This is a genomic window from Streptomyces sp. NPDC097595 (assembly GCF_044761525.1).
Classification (GTDB): Bacteria; Actinomycetota; Actinomycetes; order Streptomycetales; family Streptomycetaceae; genus Streptomyces; species Streptomyces drozdowiczii_A.
The window spans coordinates 192643-206714 of sequence record NZ_JBIWCN010000003.1 but is presented as its reverse complement, the minus strand read 5'-3'; the positions used below and the strand labels follow the sequence as shown (position 1 = coordinate 206714).

The following is a 14072-nucleotide window of genomic DNA, read 5'->3' as shown; positions in this document are numbered from 1 at the left end:
GCCTTACAGCTCCGGCATGCCGTAGGCGTCGGCGATCAGGCCGTAGCTCCGCAGCCGGGCCTCGCCGCTGTGGGCGTTGGCGGTGATCATCAGCTCGTCGGCGCCGGTGCGCTTGGCCAGGTCGTCCAGGCCGGAGCGGACCTCGTCGGCGGTGCCGTGCACGATGTTGACCAGCCAGTTGTCCACGAACTCGCGCTCCATCGGCGAGAAGGCGTACGCCTCCGCCTCCTCGGGCGTCGGTACGAGACCGGGCCTCCCGGACCGCAGCCGGAGCATCGAGAGGGCGCCGGTCAGCACCTGGCGCCGGGCCTCGCGCTCGTCGTCGGCGGCCAGCGCGGCGACGCCGATCAGGGCGTACGGCGCGTCGAGCACCGTGGACGGCTTGAAGGAGTCGCGGTACAGCTCAAGCGCCGGCACGGTGTTCTGGGCCGAGAAGTGGTGCGCGAAGGCGAACGGCAGCCCGAGCACCCCGGCGAGCCGGGCGCTGAAGCCGGAGGAGCCGAGCAGCCAGATGGGCGGGCGCCCCGGGGACTGGACGCCGCCCTCGGCGGTGGCCTGGACGGGTCCGGGGACCGCGTGGATGCGGGCGTAGGGGTGCCCGTCGGGGAAGTCGTCGTCCAGGAACCGGGTCAGCTCCATGAGCTGCTGCGGGAAATCGTCCGCGCCCTCGTTCAGCCGGTCCGTCCGGCGCAGGGCGGCCGCCGTGGCCCCGTCCGTGCCGGGGGCTCGGCCCAGGCCGAGGTCGACGCGGCCCGGGGCCATCGCCTCCAGGGTGCCGAACTGCTCGGCGATGACCAGCGGGGCGTGGTTGGGCAGCATGACGCCGCCCGAGCCGAGCCGGATGCGCTCGGTGCGGGCGGCGGTGTGGGCCAGGATCACGGCCGGGGACGAGGAGGCGACGCCGGGCATCGAGTGGTGCTCGGCGACCCAGTAGCGGTGGAAGCCCCGGCTCTCGGCGAGCCGGGCGATCTCCACACCGGTGCGCAGGGCCTGGCTCGCCGTGCGGCCCTGGCCGACGGTGACCAGGTCCAGCACGGACAGCGGCACGGGGGCGGTGCCCCGGGCCGGGCCCCGGATCTCGTCGCCCTGGATCTGCTCGCCTCGGATCTCGTCCACGTTCTGGCCTCTCCGGTGGTGCGTTTCAGTGCCTCGTACGTCCGGAGAGCCAGAACAGGAGGGAGACTCCGTTTATTCCCTGGGCTGCCGGCCTCAGCTCTTGTCGCCGTGCGCGTAAGCCCGTCCGCTCCCCCAGCTCACCGGGGCCGGCGGCTGCTCGCGGTGGGCGAAGAGCGCGCCGAGCCTCGGGGCCCAGGCGGGGCGGTCGGCCAGGCGCAGGGCCTCGCGGGCCGCCACCTGGTTCGCGGTGAGGACGGGCTTGCCGAGCGCCTCCTCCAGCTCGGGGAGGTGCGCGACCGTGTGCAGGGCCGTGTCGGGGATCAGGACGGCCTCGGCCTCGGGGCGGTCGGCGGCCCTGGCCAGGTCCAGCACCTGTTCCGCGCTCCAGGCGGCGGCCTCGGCGGCCTCGGTGACGCCCGCCGCGTGCGTGCCGGTCACCTCCATGCCGGTCTCCCGGAGGAACGCGGCGAACCGCTCGGCGACCGCTTCCGGGTAGGTCGCGGCGACCGCGACGCGCTCGGCGCCCAGCTTCCGCACCGCGTGCACGAAGCCGATCGAGGTGCTGGACGCGGGCACGCCCGCCGCCCGGGCGAGGGCCGCGACCTGGTCGTGGGCGCCCTGCCACCCGTACAGGAAGCTGCCGCCGTCGCAGGCCCAGACGATGGACTGGACCCCGGAGCGCTGCAGCTCCTCGATGCCGGCGGCGAGCCGGCCGGGGGTGCCGAGGGCGCTCAGGGGCTCCTCGCGGTAGGCGGCGTCCGGGCTCTCGGTGTGGTGGACGACGAGTCTGATGGTGCTGTCGAGGAGGATCTCCATCCGCGGGTAGTCGTCCTCGGCGAAGTGGCCCGGGTAGAGGAATCCGACGGTCGTCATGTCCACCCTTTCTCTGCGCCTGTTGCTCTGCGCCTGCGTCTGTGCCGCGCGGGTTCGCGGCGGCACTGACCGGTTTCCCCGCTCCTGTTCCAGTATTCCGCCATCCGCCCCGGATCTCGCCCCGGGCGGCGGAGACGCGCATGAACGGCGGGCGGCCGGGCACCCGTCGCGGTACGGAGCCGGGGTACGGGACATCCCGCGCAATCTCCGCCATCCCGCCTGCCTGCGGACACGGGAAGGTCACCCTCCGGCCACCGTTCGATTACATGCGCCTTCTTCCTGAATAGAAACCCCGGATCGGGCAGGCGCCAAGCCTGTCCGGACCGTTCGACTGCTTCAGGAGATTGCGAACCATGGCTGACTTCCCGAACCTGTCCCGCCGGGGATTTCTCAACCGATCGGCAGCGGTGGGCGGTCTGCTCGTCGTCCCCGGGCTCCTCGCCGCGTGCAGCAAGACCGGTGAGGGCTCCGCCGACGGCGAAGGCGCGCTGGAAAAGCTCCGCAAGCAGGGTTTCGTACGGGTCGCTTACGCGGATGAGGCGCCGTACGGCTACATGGAGGGCAAGGAACTCAAGGGCGAGGCGCCCACGTTGCACCGCGAGATCTTCAAGGCCCTCGGCGTGGACGAGCTGAAGCCCACCCTGTCCGAGTGGGACGGCCTGATCCCCGGCCTCCAGGCCGGCAAGTACGACGTGGTCAGCGCCGGTATGGCGATCACCCCGGACCGCTGCGCCAACGCCCTCTTCTCGGAGCCGGAGTTCATCTCGCCGACCGCGATGATGGTGAAGAAGGGCAACCCGAAGAAAGTCACCGACCTCGCCTCCGCGAAGGAGGCCGGGATCACCATCGGGGTGATGGCGGGCGCGGTCGAGGGTTCGTACGCCAAGGGCGCCGGCATCCCCGAGGGAAAGATCAAGACGCTCCAGAAGCCGCAGGACGGCGCGGACGCGGTCAAGGGCGGCCGGGTCGACGCGTTCCTGCTCACCGGGATCTCGCTGCGCTGGCTCGCCAAGACCAACGAGGGCACCGAGGTCACCGAGGCGTTCCTGCCCGAGGTGGACGGCGCGAAGCAGTACAGCCCCGGCGGCGCGGTCTTCCGCAAGGGCAACGAGGAGCTGCGCGACGCGTTCAACCGCGAGCTGAAGAAGATCGTCGCCGACAAGTCCCGCTATGTGGAGCTCCTGCGCGACTACGGCTTCGGGGCGACCGAGCTGCCGCCGGCCACGCTGAAGACGGCCGATCTGTGCAAGGGCTGACAGGGACGGTACCCACCGCATGAATGATTTCTTCTCGGCCTTCGCCGACGATCTGCCGCAGCTGCGGTCCGGCCTGTGGGTGACCCTGGAGGCCACGGTGTTCGGCGCCCTGGTGGCGCTGCTCCTGTCCTTCGTCCTCGGCCTGATGTCGCTCAGCCGCCTCATGCTGTCGCGCGGGGTCTCCCGCGTGGTCGTGGAGTTCTTCCGCGGCACCTCGCTGTACGTGCAGCTGTTCTGGCTGTACTACGCGATGCCGCAGCTCACCGGGTACGAACTGACGCCGCTGGTCTGCGGGGTGCTGGCGTTCGGCCTCAACTACGGGGCGTACGGCGCAGAAGTGGTGCGCGGCGCGGTCAACTCCGTACCGCGCGGCCAGTACGAGGCGGCGCTCGCGCTGAACATGTCGCCGCTGCACCGGATGCGCAAGGTGATCCTGCCGCAGGCGTGGGTGCAGATGATCCCGTCGTTCACCAACCTGCTGATCCAGCTGCTGAAGGCGACCCCGCTGCTGTGGCTGATCTCGGCGGCGGACCTGATGACCGCCATCGAGAAGCTTCGCAGCCGTACGGGCGAGACCCTCACCGCGTACGCGACGCTGCTGGTCTGCTACTTCGTCCTGGCCTACGCGCTGACCCTGCTCATGAACCTGCTGGAGCGGTCCGCCAAGCGGCGGCTCGGTCTGGCCACGGGCGGGAAGAGCCTGCTGAAGAGCCGTAGCGCCGTGTCCGCCGCCCAGGCCGGAGGTGCAGGGTGAACAACGACTTCGACTGGGGCGCCGTCGGCGACGCGTTCCCCCAGGTCCTCAACGGGTTCTGGGTGACCCTGCTGGCCACGGTGTTCGGCACGCTGGTCGCCGCGGTGCTCGGGCTGGCCATCGCGGTCGCCGGACGGGCTCCGAGCCGACTGGTGACCGTGCCGGTGAAGACGGTGATGGAGTTCATCCGCTCCACCCCGCTGATCGTTCAACTGGTGGGCGCCGCTGCCCTGTTCACGTCCGTGGAGCCGCTGACGATCGGCATCGTGGTGCTGGGCGTCCACTACGCCACGTACACCTCCGAGGTCTACCGCGCCGGGATCGACGCCGTGCCGAAGGGGCAGTGGGAGGCGTGCCGGGCGCTGTCGATGACGCCCCGGCGGACCTGGCAGACCGTGATCCTGCCGCAGGCTGTGCGCAACGTGGTGCCCGCGCTGGGCAACTACGCGATCTCGATGTTCAAGGAAACGCCCTTCCTCGCCGTGATCACCGTGCACGAGATGGTCTTCGAGGCACGCGACTACGGAACCCAGCACTTCGCGTTCACCGAGGTGTTCACGCTCGCCGGCCTGATCTTCCTGGTCGCGAGCTACCCCACGTCACTCCTGATGAGGAAGCTGGAGAAGCGCCTTGGCCACTGAACCCCTCCCCCTGCAGAAGAACGCGGCCACGGCCTCCGAGGCCGTCGCGCCCATCGATGCCTCCAAGGACGGCGGCCACCCGCTCGTCCGCTTCGACAAGGTCGTCAAGCGCTACGGGGACCACACGGTCCTCGACGAACTGGACTTCACGGTCGAGCGCGGCGAGCACGTCACCCTGATCGGCCCCAGCGGCTCGGGCAAGACGACGATCCTGCGCCTCCTGATGACGCTGGAGCGGGTCAGCGACGGCGTGATCTGGATCAACGGCGAACCGCTGACGCACCTCCGGGCGCCGGACGGCTCGCTGAAGCCCGCGTCCGAGAAGCACCTGCGGGCCGCCCGCCGGAGGATCGGCATGGTCTTCCAGCAGTTCAACCTCTTCCCCAACATGAAGGTGCTCCAGAACATCACCGAGGCGCCCGTCAACGTCCTCGGCATGGACCGGGACAAGGCGGAGGCCCGGGCCCGGGAGCTGCTGGACCTGGTCGGGCTCTCCGGCAAGGTCGACGCGCACCCCTCGCAGCTGTCCGGCGGGCAGCAGCAACGGGTCGCGATCGCCCGGGCGCTGGCGATGGAGCCGGAGATCCTGCTCCTGGACGAGGTGACCTCCGCGCTCGACCCGGAGTTGGTGGCGGGGGTGCTGGAGCTGCTGACGGACATCGCCAGGAACACCGACATCACGATGCTCTGTGTGACCCACGAGATGAGTTTCGCCCGGGACGTCTCGGAGAAGGTGCTGATGTTCGACGCCGGACGGGTCGTGGAGTCCGGTTCGCCGGAGAAAATATTCTCCGATCCCTCGCACGAACGCACGCGCGAATTCCTCAACGCGGTGCTGTGACCTCGGCATCCGTCGCTCGCGCATGACGCGGGCATATGCCGTACGGGTGCGCCCCTGCTGACAGCTCCGGGGCGCACCCACGAGTCCGCCGCACACCGCCCTGAACAGGCCGTCGGCGGCTATCGTGGGGGCGAGGCCGGGGCCCGCGAACCGGCCTGCGGTCCCGACTGGCAGGGGGAAGCCGTGGTGTTGAAGCCCGAACCGACCGCGCCGTTCCACTCGGTGCAGTACGCCCTTCGCGTTCTCGAAACGGTCTCCAAGCACGGCAGCGGGGTCACCGGGGCCCAGCTCTCCCGGGAGACGGGGCTGCCCGTCGGCCACCTCACCTCCCTGCTGCTGACGCTGCGCCGCGAGGGTTACGTCGAGCAGATCACCGACGGGGCGTACGTCATCGGCGCCTCGCTGCTGCTCCTCGGCTCGGGTGCGGCCCGCCGCCAGGCCCTGGAGACCAAGCTCCAGCAGACCCTGGCCCAGCTCCGCGACTCGGTCGGCGCGGCGGTCTACATCAGCCGGTACGTCGACGGCGAGATCCGCGTCACGCAGTACGCCGACAGCCCGCTCACCCCGGCGGTCAACGAGTGGGTGGACTTCAGGTCGGCGGCGCACGCCTCGGCGATCGGCAAGTGCCTGCTGACCCAGCTCGACCAGAACGGCCGGCGCGACCACATCGCCCGGCACAAGACGCCCCGGCTGACCTCGCGGACGATCACCAGCGAGAAGGTCCTCTTCTCCAAGCTGGACAGCCAGCCGGCCACGGTCCCGGTGCTCGACCTCCAGGAGTACGCGGTCGGCACGGTGTGCGCGGCGGTGCCGCTGACCGCAGGGTCGTCGGCGGGCTGCCTGGCGCTGTCGATGCCGGTGAAGGACGCGCACCGGCTGCGCGCGGCGGCGGACACGCTGAACCGGCGCGCGGCCCCGATGCTGCTGTCGCTGGCCCTGTAGAGCGGCTGGTCATCAGCACCCCTCCGGGCCAGGTATTATTTTCACGTCAGCAGGCGCCGCTAGCTCAGTTGGTTAGAGCAGCTGACTCTTAATCAGCGGGTCCGGGGTTCGAGTCCCTGGCGGCGCACAGACAACGCACGAGGCGGTTTCCGTATCCACGGAGACCGCCTCGTGCGTTTTGTGCTGCCCTTTTGTGCTGCCCGCCGTCATGTACGAACGTTTTACACAGTCGTACTAGACAACTGTTTTAAACAGCCGTATATTCCTTGGCATGACGAACCCCACGAGCACCACCGCCGCCCCCGGCGCACTCGCCGGCCGTCGGGAGTGGACCGCCTTCCTGGTCCTGCTCCTCCCCCTCCTCCTCGTCTCGATGGACGTCTCCGTCCTCTTCTTCGCGATCCCGTCCATCGACCGGGACCTCGCCCCCAGCGCGACGCAGCAGCTGTGGATCTTCGATGTGTACGCCTTCGCCCTGGCCGGCCTCCTCATCACGATGGGCTCCCTGGGCGACCGCATCGGCCGCCGCAAGCTGCTGATGATCGGGGCGCTCGCCTTCGGCGCCGCCTCGGTCTGCGCGGCCTACGCGAACAGCCCGGAGATGCTGATCGCGGCCCGGGCGGTCCTCGGGATCGGCGGGGCGACGCTGATGCCCTCGACGATCGGGCTCGTGCGCAACATGTTCCGGAACGAGCAGCAGCGGGCGAAGGCGATCGGCATCTGGTCGGGCGCCATGGCCGGCGGGGTGGCGCTCGGCTCGGTGCTCAGCGGGGTGATGCTCCAGCACTTCTGGTGGGGTTCGGTCTTCCTGATCAACGTGCCCGCGATGGTGCTGCTGCTGGTGCTCGTGCCGCTGCTGGTCCCGGAGTTCAAGGACCCGAACCCGGGCCGCTTCGACTTCGCGAGCGTCCCGCTGTCCATGGGCGCGGTGCTGCCGGTGGTCTACGGCATCAAGGAGAGCGCCGCCCACGGGCTCGACATCACGTGGGCCGCGGTGATCGCCGCCGGGCTGGCCGTCGGCTGGGTGTTCGTCCACCGGCAGCGCACCCGCTCCGACGCGATGATCAGCCGGGAGCTGTTCCGGGGCCGGGGCTTCGGCACCGGGATCGGACTCAACGCGCTGGCCTCCTTCGCCATGATGGGCTCGGCCTTCTTCACCACCCAGTACCTTCAGTCGGTGCTCGGCATGAGCACGATGGAGGCCGCGCTGTGGAGCCTCGCCCCGTCCCTGGCGGTGGGCGCGGCGGCACCGGCGGCGACCGCGCTCGCCCAGCGGGTCCAGCGGGCCTACGTGGTCTGCGGCGGGTTCACCGTCGGCGCGGCGGGCTTCGGGGTCTTCACGCTGGCCGGGACCGACTCGCTGGTCCTGCTGCTGATCGGTTCGGCCGTGATGAGCAGCGGCATCGTCGCGGTGATGGCGCTCGTCTCGGACATGGCGATGGCCGCCAGCCCGCCGGAGAAGGCCGGCTCGGCCGCCTCGCTCCTGGAGACCGGGGGCGAGTTCGGCGGGGCGCTGGGCATGGCCCTGCTGGGCGCCGTCGCCACCGCGGTCTACCGGGCGGACATGCCCGCCTCCGCCCCCGAGGCCGCCCGCAAGACCCTGCCGGGCGCGCTGAGCACCGGTGACCACTCGCTGATCGCGATCGGCCGGGACGCCTTCGTGCACAGCATGCGGTACGCCTCGGTGACCGGGTCCCTGGTCCTGCTGACCGGTGCGGTGCTCGCGGCGACGCTGCTGCTCAGGGCGACCCGGACGGCGCCGGCCGCCGAAGCTCCGGCCGCGGCTCCGGTCCCGGCCCGGGTCTGACCCGTACCGGCACAGCGAAACCCCGGAGAGTCCTCGGACTCCCCGGGGTTCGCCGCGTCACGACCTCAGGTCAGAACTGCACGTCCGAGCACGCGTAGAACGCGTTGGCCGTGTCCGCGATGTTCCAGACGCTCAGGATGATGTGCTTCCCGGACTTCTGGGTGGGGATGGTGCCCTGCTGGGTCAGCGTCGCCGGGGGCTGCTGGTTGTTGTACGGCACCGTCATGAAGGGCTGCGGCTCCAGGTCGGCCCGGGTGAGCGGCTTGGTGGGGTCCCAGCCGTCCTTGGTGATGTAGTACCGGAAGTCCGTCGTGGCGTGCCGGGCGGTGAACTGCCACCGGAAGCTGAAGCCCTGACCGGCCGTCACCTTGGTGGCGGGCCAGTTGCCGCCGCGCGGGTCGTCCAGCTGGGCGAACTCGCCGTGGCCGCCGGAGCAGATCTTTCCGTCGGCCGGACCGGCCGACGGGAAGCCCTTCGGGCCCTCGACGCTCTGCGGCTCCCACTGGATGTTGCCGCAGCCGGTCACCGTGCCGTTGGCGCACAGCTTCTGACGGCTGATCGGGCTGTCCGTGTAGCCGTGGCTGCTGGCGCTGCTCGTCGCGAACATCGAGACGCCCGCTACGGCGAGACCGACCAGGGCCGCACTTGCCTTCATACGCATGTGGTGTCGCTCCTCGGATCGTGGGGGGAGTGGGGACTCCATGAGCACTGCTGCGCACGCGCGATCTGCGGTCTAGACCAAGGCTCAGATTATTGCCGTGCCTTGACCATGTCCAGACCAATGAACGCCGGATTCCGGCCACCCCGGAACCTCCCCCGCGCCTCCTCAGGAGCCGTCGCCCCCGGTCCGCCCGGTGTAGAAGGCCACCGTCAAGTCCTTGACCAGCGCCTTCCGTTCGTAGTCGTCCAACTCCACGAGCCCTCGTTCGGTGAGCCGGCTGACGGTGTCGTGCACCGCGTCCACGACCGAAGTCAGCACGCTGTCCCGGTGCTGCGCGTCGATCGCCGCGATCCGGCGCCGCTGCATGGCCGCCGCCACCTCCGGCGCGTACTCGATCCCGGTCGGCTGGGCCGAGTACACCTCGACGCCGACCGGCTCGCAGTCCGCCTTCAGCATCCGGGTCAGCGCGTCGCCGACGGCCTCCGCGTTGCGCAGGGTGTGCGCGTCCTCGTGGAAGGCGTCGGCGGGCAGCTGGGACAGGACCCGGGCCATCGCGGCCTCGACCTGCTCGCGCAGATACGTCTCGTGGTCCTCGATCCCGAGCGCTGCCCGCACGGTGTCCTTGACCCGCCACACGACCTGGACGACGACCCGCAGCGCCGTGCCGTTCGCGTCCACGGCGGGCAGCGGCTCGCTGCGCCAGTGCCGCAGCCGTACGTCGATCCGGCGGCGCAGCAGCAACGGGCTGACCCACACCAGACCGGTGCGCCGCACGCTGCCCCGGTACTGCCCGAAGAGCGTGAGCACCCAGGCGTGCCCGACCCGCCCCCGGCCGAGGCCCCCGAGCGCGAAGAGCACGACGGCCGACAGGAAGACGAGCGCCGCCCAGGCGCCGGTGGGCAGCCCTTCGTACGGCCGTGGGCCGAGCCCGACCCGGGCGAGCACCGAGGCCGGGACCACGCCGGTCCACCACAGCACCGCGCCGGCCGCCGCGATCCCGCCGAATCCGGTGAGCAGCGCGGCCCAGCCGGGCAGCGCGGGCCCGGGCCGCTCGCGCAGCCGGGGGTCGGCGTCCGGGGCGGGCCGGGTCGAGGGCCGCACCTGCGGCGTCCTCGGCACGGGCGGCCGCCGCACCCCGGCCCCGGGCTCGCCCCCGCCCGGCCGCACGATGCCGGGCGGCACGGCGGCGGCCCCGGCGCGCCGGTCCTCGCGGAAGAGGAGGTGCACGGGGATGGAGGCGGTGCGCTCGTTGGCGATGACCGCCTGGTGCCGGCCGCTGTCCCGGACCGGGTCGGGCGGCCCGGGCACGCGGGCCCCGGTGAGGGCGAGGGCGGGCTCGATGACGGGCTCGGGGAGGGGAGCCTCCGCGAGGGGCACGGCGTCCTCGGGTGCGGCGTCCCGGGGCGCGGCCTCCTCGGGCGCGGCCTCCTTCACCGGTTCCGGCGCGGCCGCCTCCGCAGGGCGCGCGTCCTCCGGCGCCGCGTCCGCGGGCTCCTCGGCACGAGCCTCCGCCGGCACCGACACCGAGGCCGAGGTGGCCCCGAGCGAGGCCCCGCGGTCCTCCTCCCCCGACGGGAGGTCGAGCACCAGGTCGACGACGGAGTCGGTGTCGTCACCGCCCTCCGGAGCGGCCGGCTCCACCGGCTCCTCGACCCGGACCACCACCTCCTCGTCCGAGGGCACCGACACCGATACCGGCCGGAAGAGGGGAGGTGGCTCGGGCGCGCGGGGCGCGGCCCGGGTCGCGTCCCGCACCGGCAGCCCCTCGGCGACCGGCGGCCCGTCCGCCGCGGCCGACGCCGCCCACGCGTCCGTGACGCTGCCCGCTCCGCCCGGGCCGACCCATTCCCGTACCGGGACCGTCCCGTACTCCGTCTCCTGGCCGTACTCCGGGTTTCCGGAGCTGTCCGACACCGTGGATCGCATTTCCGCCTCCGTCATGTCCGTCGTGTCACGCGAAGAGTCGCCGCCAGGTCTCCGGGCCCGGATAGCCGTCGGCCTCCGTCCCCCGCCAGCCCTGGGCCTTCTGGAAGGTCTCGACATTGCGCCGGTCCGCCTCGGTCCAGCGGGGGCTGGGGCCCAGCCGGTAGTGCGCGCCGTACCCCTTCTTCACCAACTGTTTTCCGAGCCGGTCGACATGGCTGTTGGACCGACCCGGCCGGAAATAGCCCCGTCCGGGGAAGGCCGGGGCGGCCTGGGCGCCGCCCTGGCCGCTCGCGGCGGGGATGTCGCGGCCGGTTCCGGTCACCAGCAGCTTCCAGGTGTCGGGGCCGGGGATGCCGTCGGCCTCGGCGCCCTTCCACCCCTGGGCCTGCTGGAACGCCCGGGTGGCCCGGCGGTCGGCGCCGGTCCAGACCGGGTCGGGCCCGATCTTGTAGAAGCGCTTGCCGCCCCGGGCGACGAGCATCGCGCCGAGCCGGGTCACGTGCGCGTTCTTCGCGCGGGGCCCGAACTTCGCCGCGCCGGGGAACGGGTCCTTCTCCGCCTCGCTGCCGGACTTCCCCGTACTCAGGCCCTTGTAGCGGTAGGCGACATAGCTCGCGGAGTTGGTCCAGTACGCCAGGGGCGTCGTCTGCCTGCGGGTGTGCGGCTTGGTCTGCTCGTACGCCGTGTAGTGGGTGTGCGCGGAGGTGGTCCAGCCGCCGAAGATCGTGACGTGGGAGCCGTTCCCGGGGTCGGCGAGGTTGTGGAAGAGCAGGATGTCGCCGGGCTGGAGGTCCTCGCGGGCGATGCGGGTGCCGTACGCGGCGAGGCTGCCGGTCCACTCGTTGCCCGGCAGGTCCCAGGCCATCGACACATAGCCGGAGCAGTCCTGCCGGTACCCGTCCGTCCAGTACTTCGACATGCTGTACGGGACCTGCGCGTCCAGCCACTTCTTCGCGCGGTTGATGATCTCGGTCCGGGTCGTCGCCCGCGGCTCCGGCGCCGAAGCCTGGGACGCCGACGGTCCCGGCGAACCGGACCCGCGCAGCGGGCCCGGCAGCCCCTGGGGGCTGTCCGGCAGCGGGCCGATGCCGGTCGGCACCCCCGTTCCGGGCACCGGGGCGGGGTCGGCGGGCGCTCCGGCGGACTCCGCGGCCCCGCCGCCGAGCACCACCCCGGCGGCGGTGACCAGCACCATCGCGCGCCGCGCGCCGTGCGCGGCCGGGTGTCCCCCGTACCGCACGGGAAGTCCCCCGGCGGCGGTCCGCCGCTGGCCGGCACAGCCGGGACAGGGGCAGTCGATGGCGGGTACGTACTCCTCGAAGGCCGGCACAGTCATGCGATTCCCCTCCGCAGTCGTCAAGTTCCTCGGGCGCATCTGCTCGGGCGTCAGCGTGGCAAAGGCCATGACATACGTCACGACATACCGCAGTTTGACGGATAGAAGGGAAAAAACGACCATCCGACAGGCCGGGAAGACGAGGGGATGGTCAGGAGCACGGCTGGGGATCGGGTAGAGTTTTCCAGGTCAGCAGGCGCCGCTAGCTCAGTTGGTTAGAGCAGCTGACTCTTAATCAGCGGGTCCGGGGTTCGAGTCCCTGGCGGCGCACGCACAGCCAAGGCCCCCTCGCTTCGCGCGAGGGGGCCTTGGTCGTTCTTCCATGCCGTCCGCAACCGCTTCACCGCGTGCGGAGGGTGACCGGTTATCGACGTAACGTCAGAAAGCGGCTGGGCGGACGGGGAGCGTCCCCCTACAGTGGGGGGTGCGGCGGACCCGGACGCCACCGACCTCCCGTGTCCGCGCCGGGCCACTCCCGCGGCCCGCGCACCGCGGTCGAGGACCGGCCCGGCCGCCACCCGGGGAACGGGCGGCGGCCGGGCCGGGTACCGGGCCTCTCGTACGGATCAGGCCGCCTTCGCCGCGCTCTTCCCGGCGCCCTTCTCGGCGGTCAGGTAGGCCGAGACGACCACATTCGCGGTGTACGAGTGGGACTTCTGGTCGTACGTGCCGCCGCAGGTGATCAGCCGCAGCTCCGCCCGTCCGTCCTTGCGGGGCCCGTACGCCTTCTGGGCGTCGAACCGGGCACGGGTGAGGACCTGCACGTCGTCAATGGTGAACTCGGCGACCGTGCCGTCCGTGCGGGTCACGTCGACCTTGGCGCCGGGGCGGGCCGCGCTGAGCCCGTAGAAGACGGCGGGCTTGGTCTCGGTGTCGACATGGCCGACGAACAGGGCCGGCCCCTCGGCGCCGGGCCGGGTGCCGTCGCCGTACCAGCCGACCGTCTGGGGCGCCTCGAAGGACGGCGGCTCGATGGCGCCCTCCGCGTCCAGGCCCCGGGAGACGACGGGGGCCTCGACGCCGATGGACGGGATCTCGACGCTCTTCGGGGCGACGCCCGCGATCGGCGCGTGCGCCGGGGGCAGCGGCACGCCGAGCGGGCGCCCGACCGCGGCGACGTCGCCGGTGGTCGGGGCCGAGCCGATGCCCGAGCCGTCCGTGATCCCGCGGCCCCAGAGCCACAGGCCCAGCAGGATGACGGCCCAGGTCACTCCGGTGAGCAGCCTGCCGCGCCCCGCTGCCTCCTCCGGTGCGGACATGTCAGTCGGCCGCCGGGCGGCGACGGCGCACGCTGCGGAAGGCGACGGCGACGGCCGCGACGGCGGCCAGTCCGAGGCCGATCACCTCGTGGGCGGTGCCGGGTCCGTCCTGATCGGCGGTCTCGCTCGCGAGCACGGCGGTGCCTCCGCCGCCCGCGTGGACCGGGGCGATGGGCACGGGCCGCTCGCGGTGCACGACGGTGAGGGTCGCGGTCACCCGGGTGTGCTTGTCGCAGATCGCCTGGACGTCGTAGTCGCCGGGTTCGGCGTCCGCGCGGACGCGGGCCTCGGCGTAGAGCGTGCGGTCGCCGCCGGACGAGAACCGCGCCTCGGAGACGAAGGCGTCGGAGTTCGCCTTGGCGTCCTTGGCCTTGCAGCCGGTCAGCTCCAGCTCGACCTCGCTGCCCGGGGCGGCGGACGAGGGCGAGACCGACAGGGCGGCACGGGACCGGGAGTCCTCGTGGCCGGAGCCGGATTCGGCCAGTGCCGAGGGGATCGGCACCAGGGTCGCCGCGGCCAGCGCGGCGGCACAGAACGTGAGGGGTATGGAACGCATCGTGAACCTCCTGATGGAAGGTTCACGCCTGCGGGCGCGTTCCGCATCCGCAGCGCGGGGGCGCTGGGCCGGTGGAGTGGGCCCCGCTCCCCCGCGCCGGGCGG

At 72.0% G+C, this 14072-nt stretch carries 13 protein-coding genes and 2 tRNA genes; 8 read left to right on the top strand and 7 right to left on the bottom strand.

The genetic code is table 11. The annotated features are described in order from the left end of the window. Positions 1-3: 3 nt before the first annotated feature. Positions 4-1116: an LLM class flavin-dependent oxidoreductase gene (locus tag ACIQZN_RS05865; protein WP_403988743.1), complete on the bottom strand. Its 1113-nt coding sequence runs from the start codon at positions 1114-1116 to the stop codon at positions 4-6. A 93-nt stretch (positions 1117-1209) separates the two neighbouring features. Next, complete coding sequence (locus ACIQZN_RS05860) at positions 1210-1989, bottom strand: decarboxylase (protein ID WP_403988741.1); 780 nt, start codon at positions 1987-1989, stop codon at positions 1210-1212. A 353-nt stretch (positions 1990-2342) separates the two neighbouring features. On the opposite strand from ACIQZN_RS05860, the gene ehuB reads away from it, so the two are divergent. From ehuB to ACIQZN_RS05825, 7 genes are all read left to right on the top strand, one after another. Beyond that, a complete protein-coding gene (gene ehuB / locus ACIQZN_RS05855) occupies positions 2343-3245 on the top strand; it encodes an ectoine/hydroxyectoine ABC transporter substrate-binding protein EhuB (RefSeq protein WP_018105695.1) in 903 nt (300 codons plus the stop codon). 19 nt (positions 3246-3264) lie between these two features. Beyond that, positions 3265-3999: an ectoine/hydroxyectoine ABC transporter permease subunit EhuC gene (gene ehuC, locus ACIQZN_RS05850; protein WP_018105694.1), complete on the top strand. Its 735-nt coding sequence runs from the start codon at positions 3265-3267 to the stop codon at positions 3997-3999. Beyond that, on the top strand, positions 3996-4640 hold the full coding sequence (gene ehuD, locus ACIQZN_RS05845; RefSeq protein ID WP_073863626.1) for an ectoine/hydroxyectoine ABC transporter permease subunit EhuD: 645 nt from the start codon (positions 3996-3998) through the stop codon (positions 4638-4640). The genes ehuC and ehuD overlap by 4 nt, the downstream gene beginning before the upstream one ends. After that, entirely contained in the window at positions 4630-5481 is an 852-nt protein-coding gene (ehuA, locus tag ACIQZN_RS05840; RefSeq protein ID WP_403988738.1) for an ectoine/hydroxyectoine ABC transporter ATP-binding protein EhuA, read from the top strand. The genes ehuD and ehuA overlap by 11 nt, the downstream gene beginning before the upstream one ends. Before the next feature lie 183 nt (positions 5482-5664). Next, positions 5665-6423 carry an IclR family transcriptional regulator gene (locus ACIQZN_RS05835; protein ID WP_403988736.1) on the top strand — a complete coding sequence of 253 codons (759 nt, stop codon included), beginning with the start codon at positions 5665-5667 and terminating at the stop codon, positions 6421-6423. Between the two features lie 53 nt (positions 6424-6476). Beyond that, positions 6477-6550, top strand: a tRNA-Lys gene (locus ACIQZN_RS05830). A 144-nt stretch (positions 6551-6694) separates the two neighbouring features. Then, positions 6695-8230 (top strand): MFS transporter, encoded by a 1536-nt coding sequence (locus tag ACIQZN_RS05825; protein ID WP_403988734.1) that lies wholly within the window; start codon positions 6695-6697, stop codon positions 8228-8230. 70 nt (positions 8231-8300) lie between these two features. On the opposite strand, the gene ACIQZN_RS05820 is transcribed toward ACIQZN_RS05825, so the two are convergent. The 3 genes from ACIQZN_RS05820 to ACIQZN_RS05810 all read right to left on the bottom strand — a co-directional run bounded on the left by ACIQZN_RS05820 (position 8301) and on the right by ACIQZN_RS05810 (position 12153). Continuing rightward, a complete protein-coding gene (locus ACIQZN_RS05820; protein ID WP_403988732.1) occupies positions 8301-8891 on the bottom strand; it encodes a lytic polysaccharide monooxygenase in 591 nt (196 codons plus the stop codon). 165 nt (positions 8892-9056) lie between these two features. Beyond that, complete coding sequence (locus ACIQZN_RS05815; protein ID WP_403988731.1) at positions 9057-10817, bottom strand: SPFH domain-containing protein; 1761 nt, start codon at positions 10815-10817, stop codon at positions 9057-9059. A 25-nt stretch (positions 10818-10842) separates the two neighbouring features. Next, positions 10843-12153, bottom strand: coding sequence for a peptidoglycan-binding protein (locus tag ACIQZN_RS05810; RefSeq protein ID WP_403988730.1), 1311 nt, complete (start codon positions 12151-12153; stop codon positions 10843-10845). Positions 12154-12349: 196 nt separating this feature from the next. On the opposite strand from ACIQZN_RS05810, the gene ACIQZN_RS05805 reads away from it, so the two are divergent. Beyond that, positions 12350-12423: transfer RNA gene (locus tag ACIQZN_RS05805), tRNA-Lys, on the top strand. Positions 12424-12719: 296 nt separating this feature from the next. Here the strand turns inward: ACIQZN_RS05805 and ACIQZN_RS05800 are convergent. Beyond that, on the bottom strand, positions 12720-13412 hold the full coding sequence (locus tag ACIQZN_RS05800) for a class F sortase (protein WP_403988729.1): 693 nt from the start codon (positions 13410-13412) through the stop codon (positions 12720-12722). 1 nt (position 13413) lies between these two features. After that, positions 13414-13968 (bottom strand): hypothetical protein, encoded by a 555-nt coding sequence (locus ACIQZN_RS05795; RefSeq protein WP_403988728.1) that lies wholly within the window; start codon positions 13966-13968, stop codon positions 13414-13416. Positions 13969-14072: the final 104 nt, after the last annotated feature.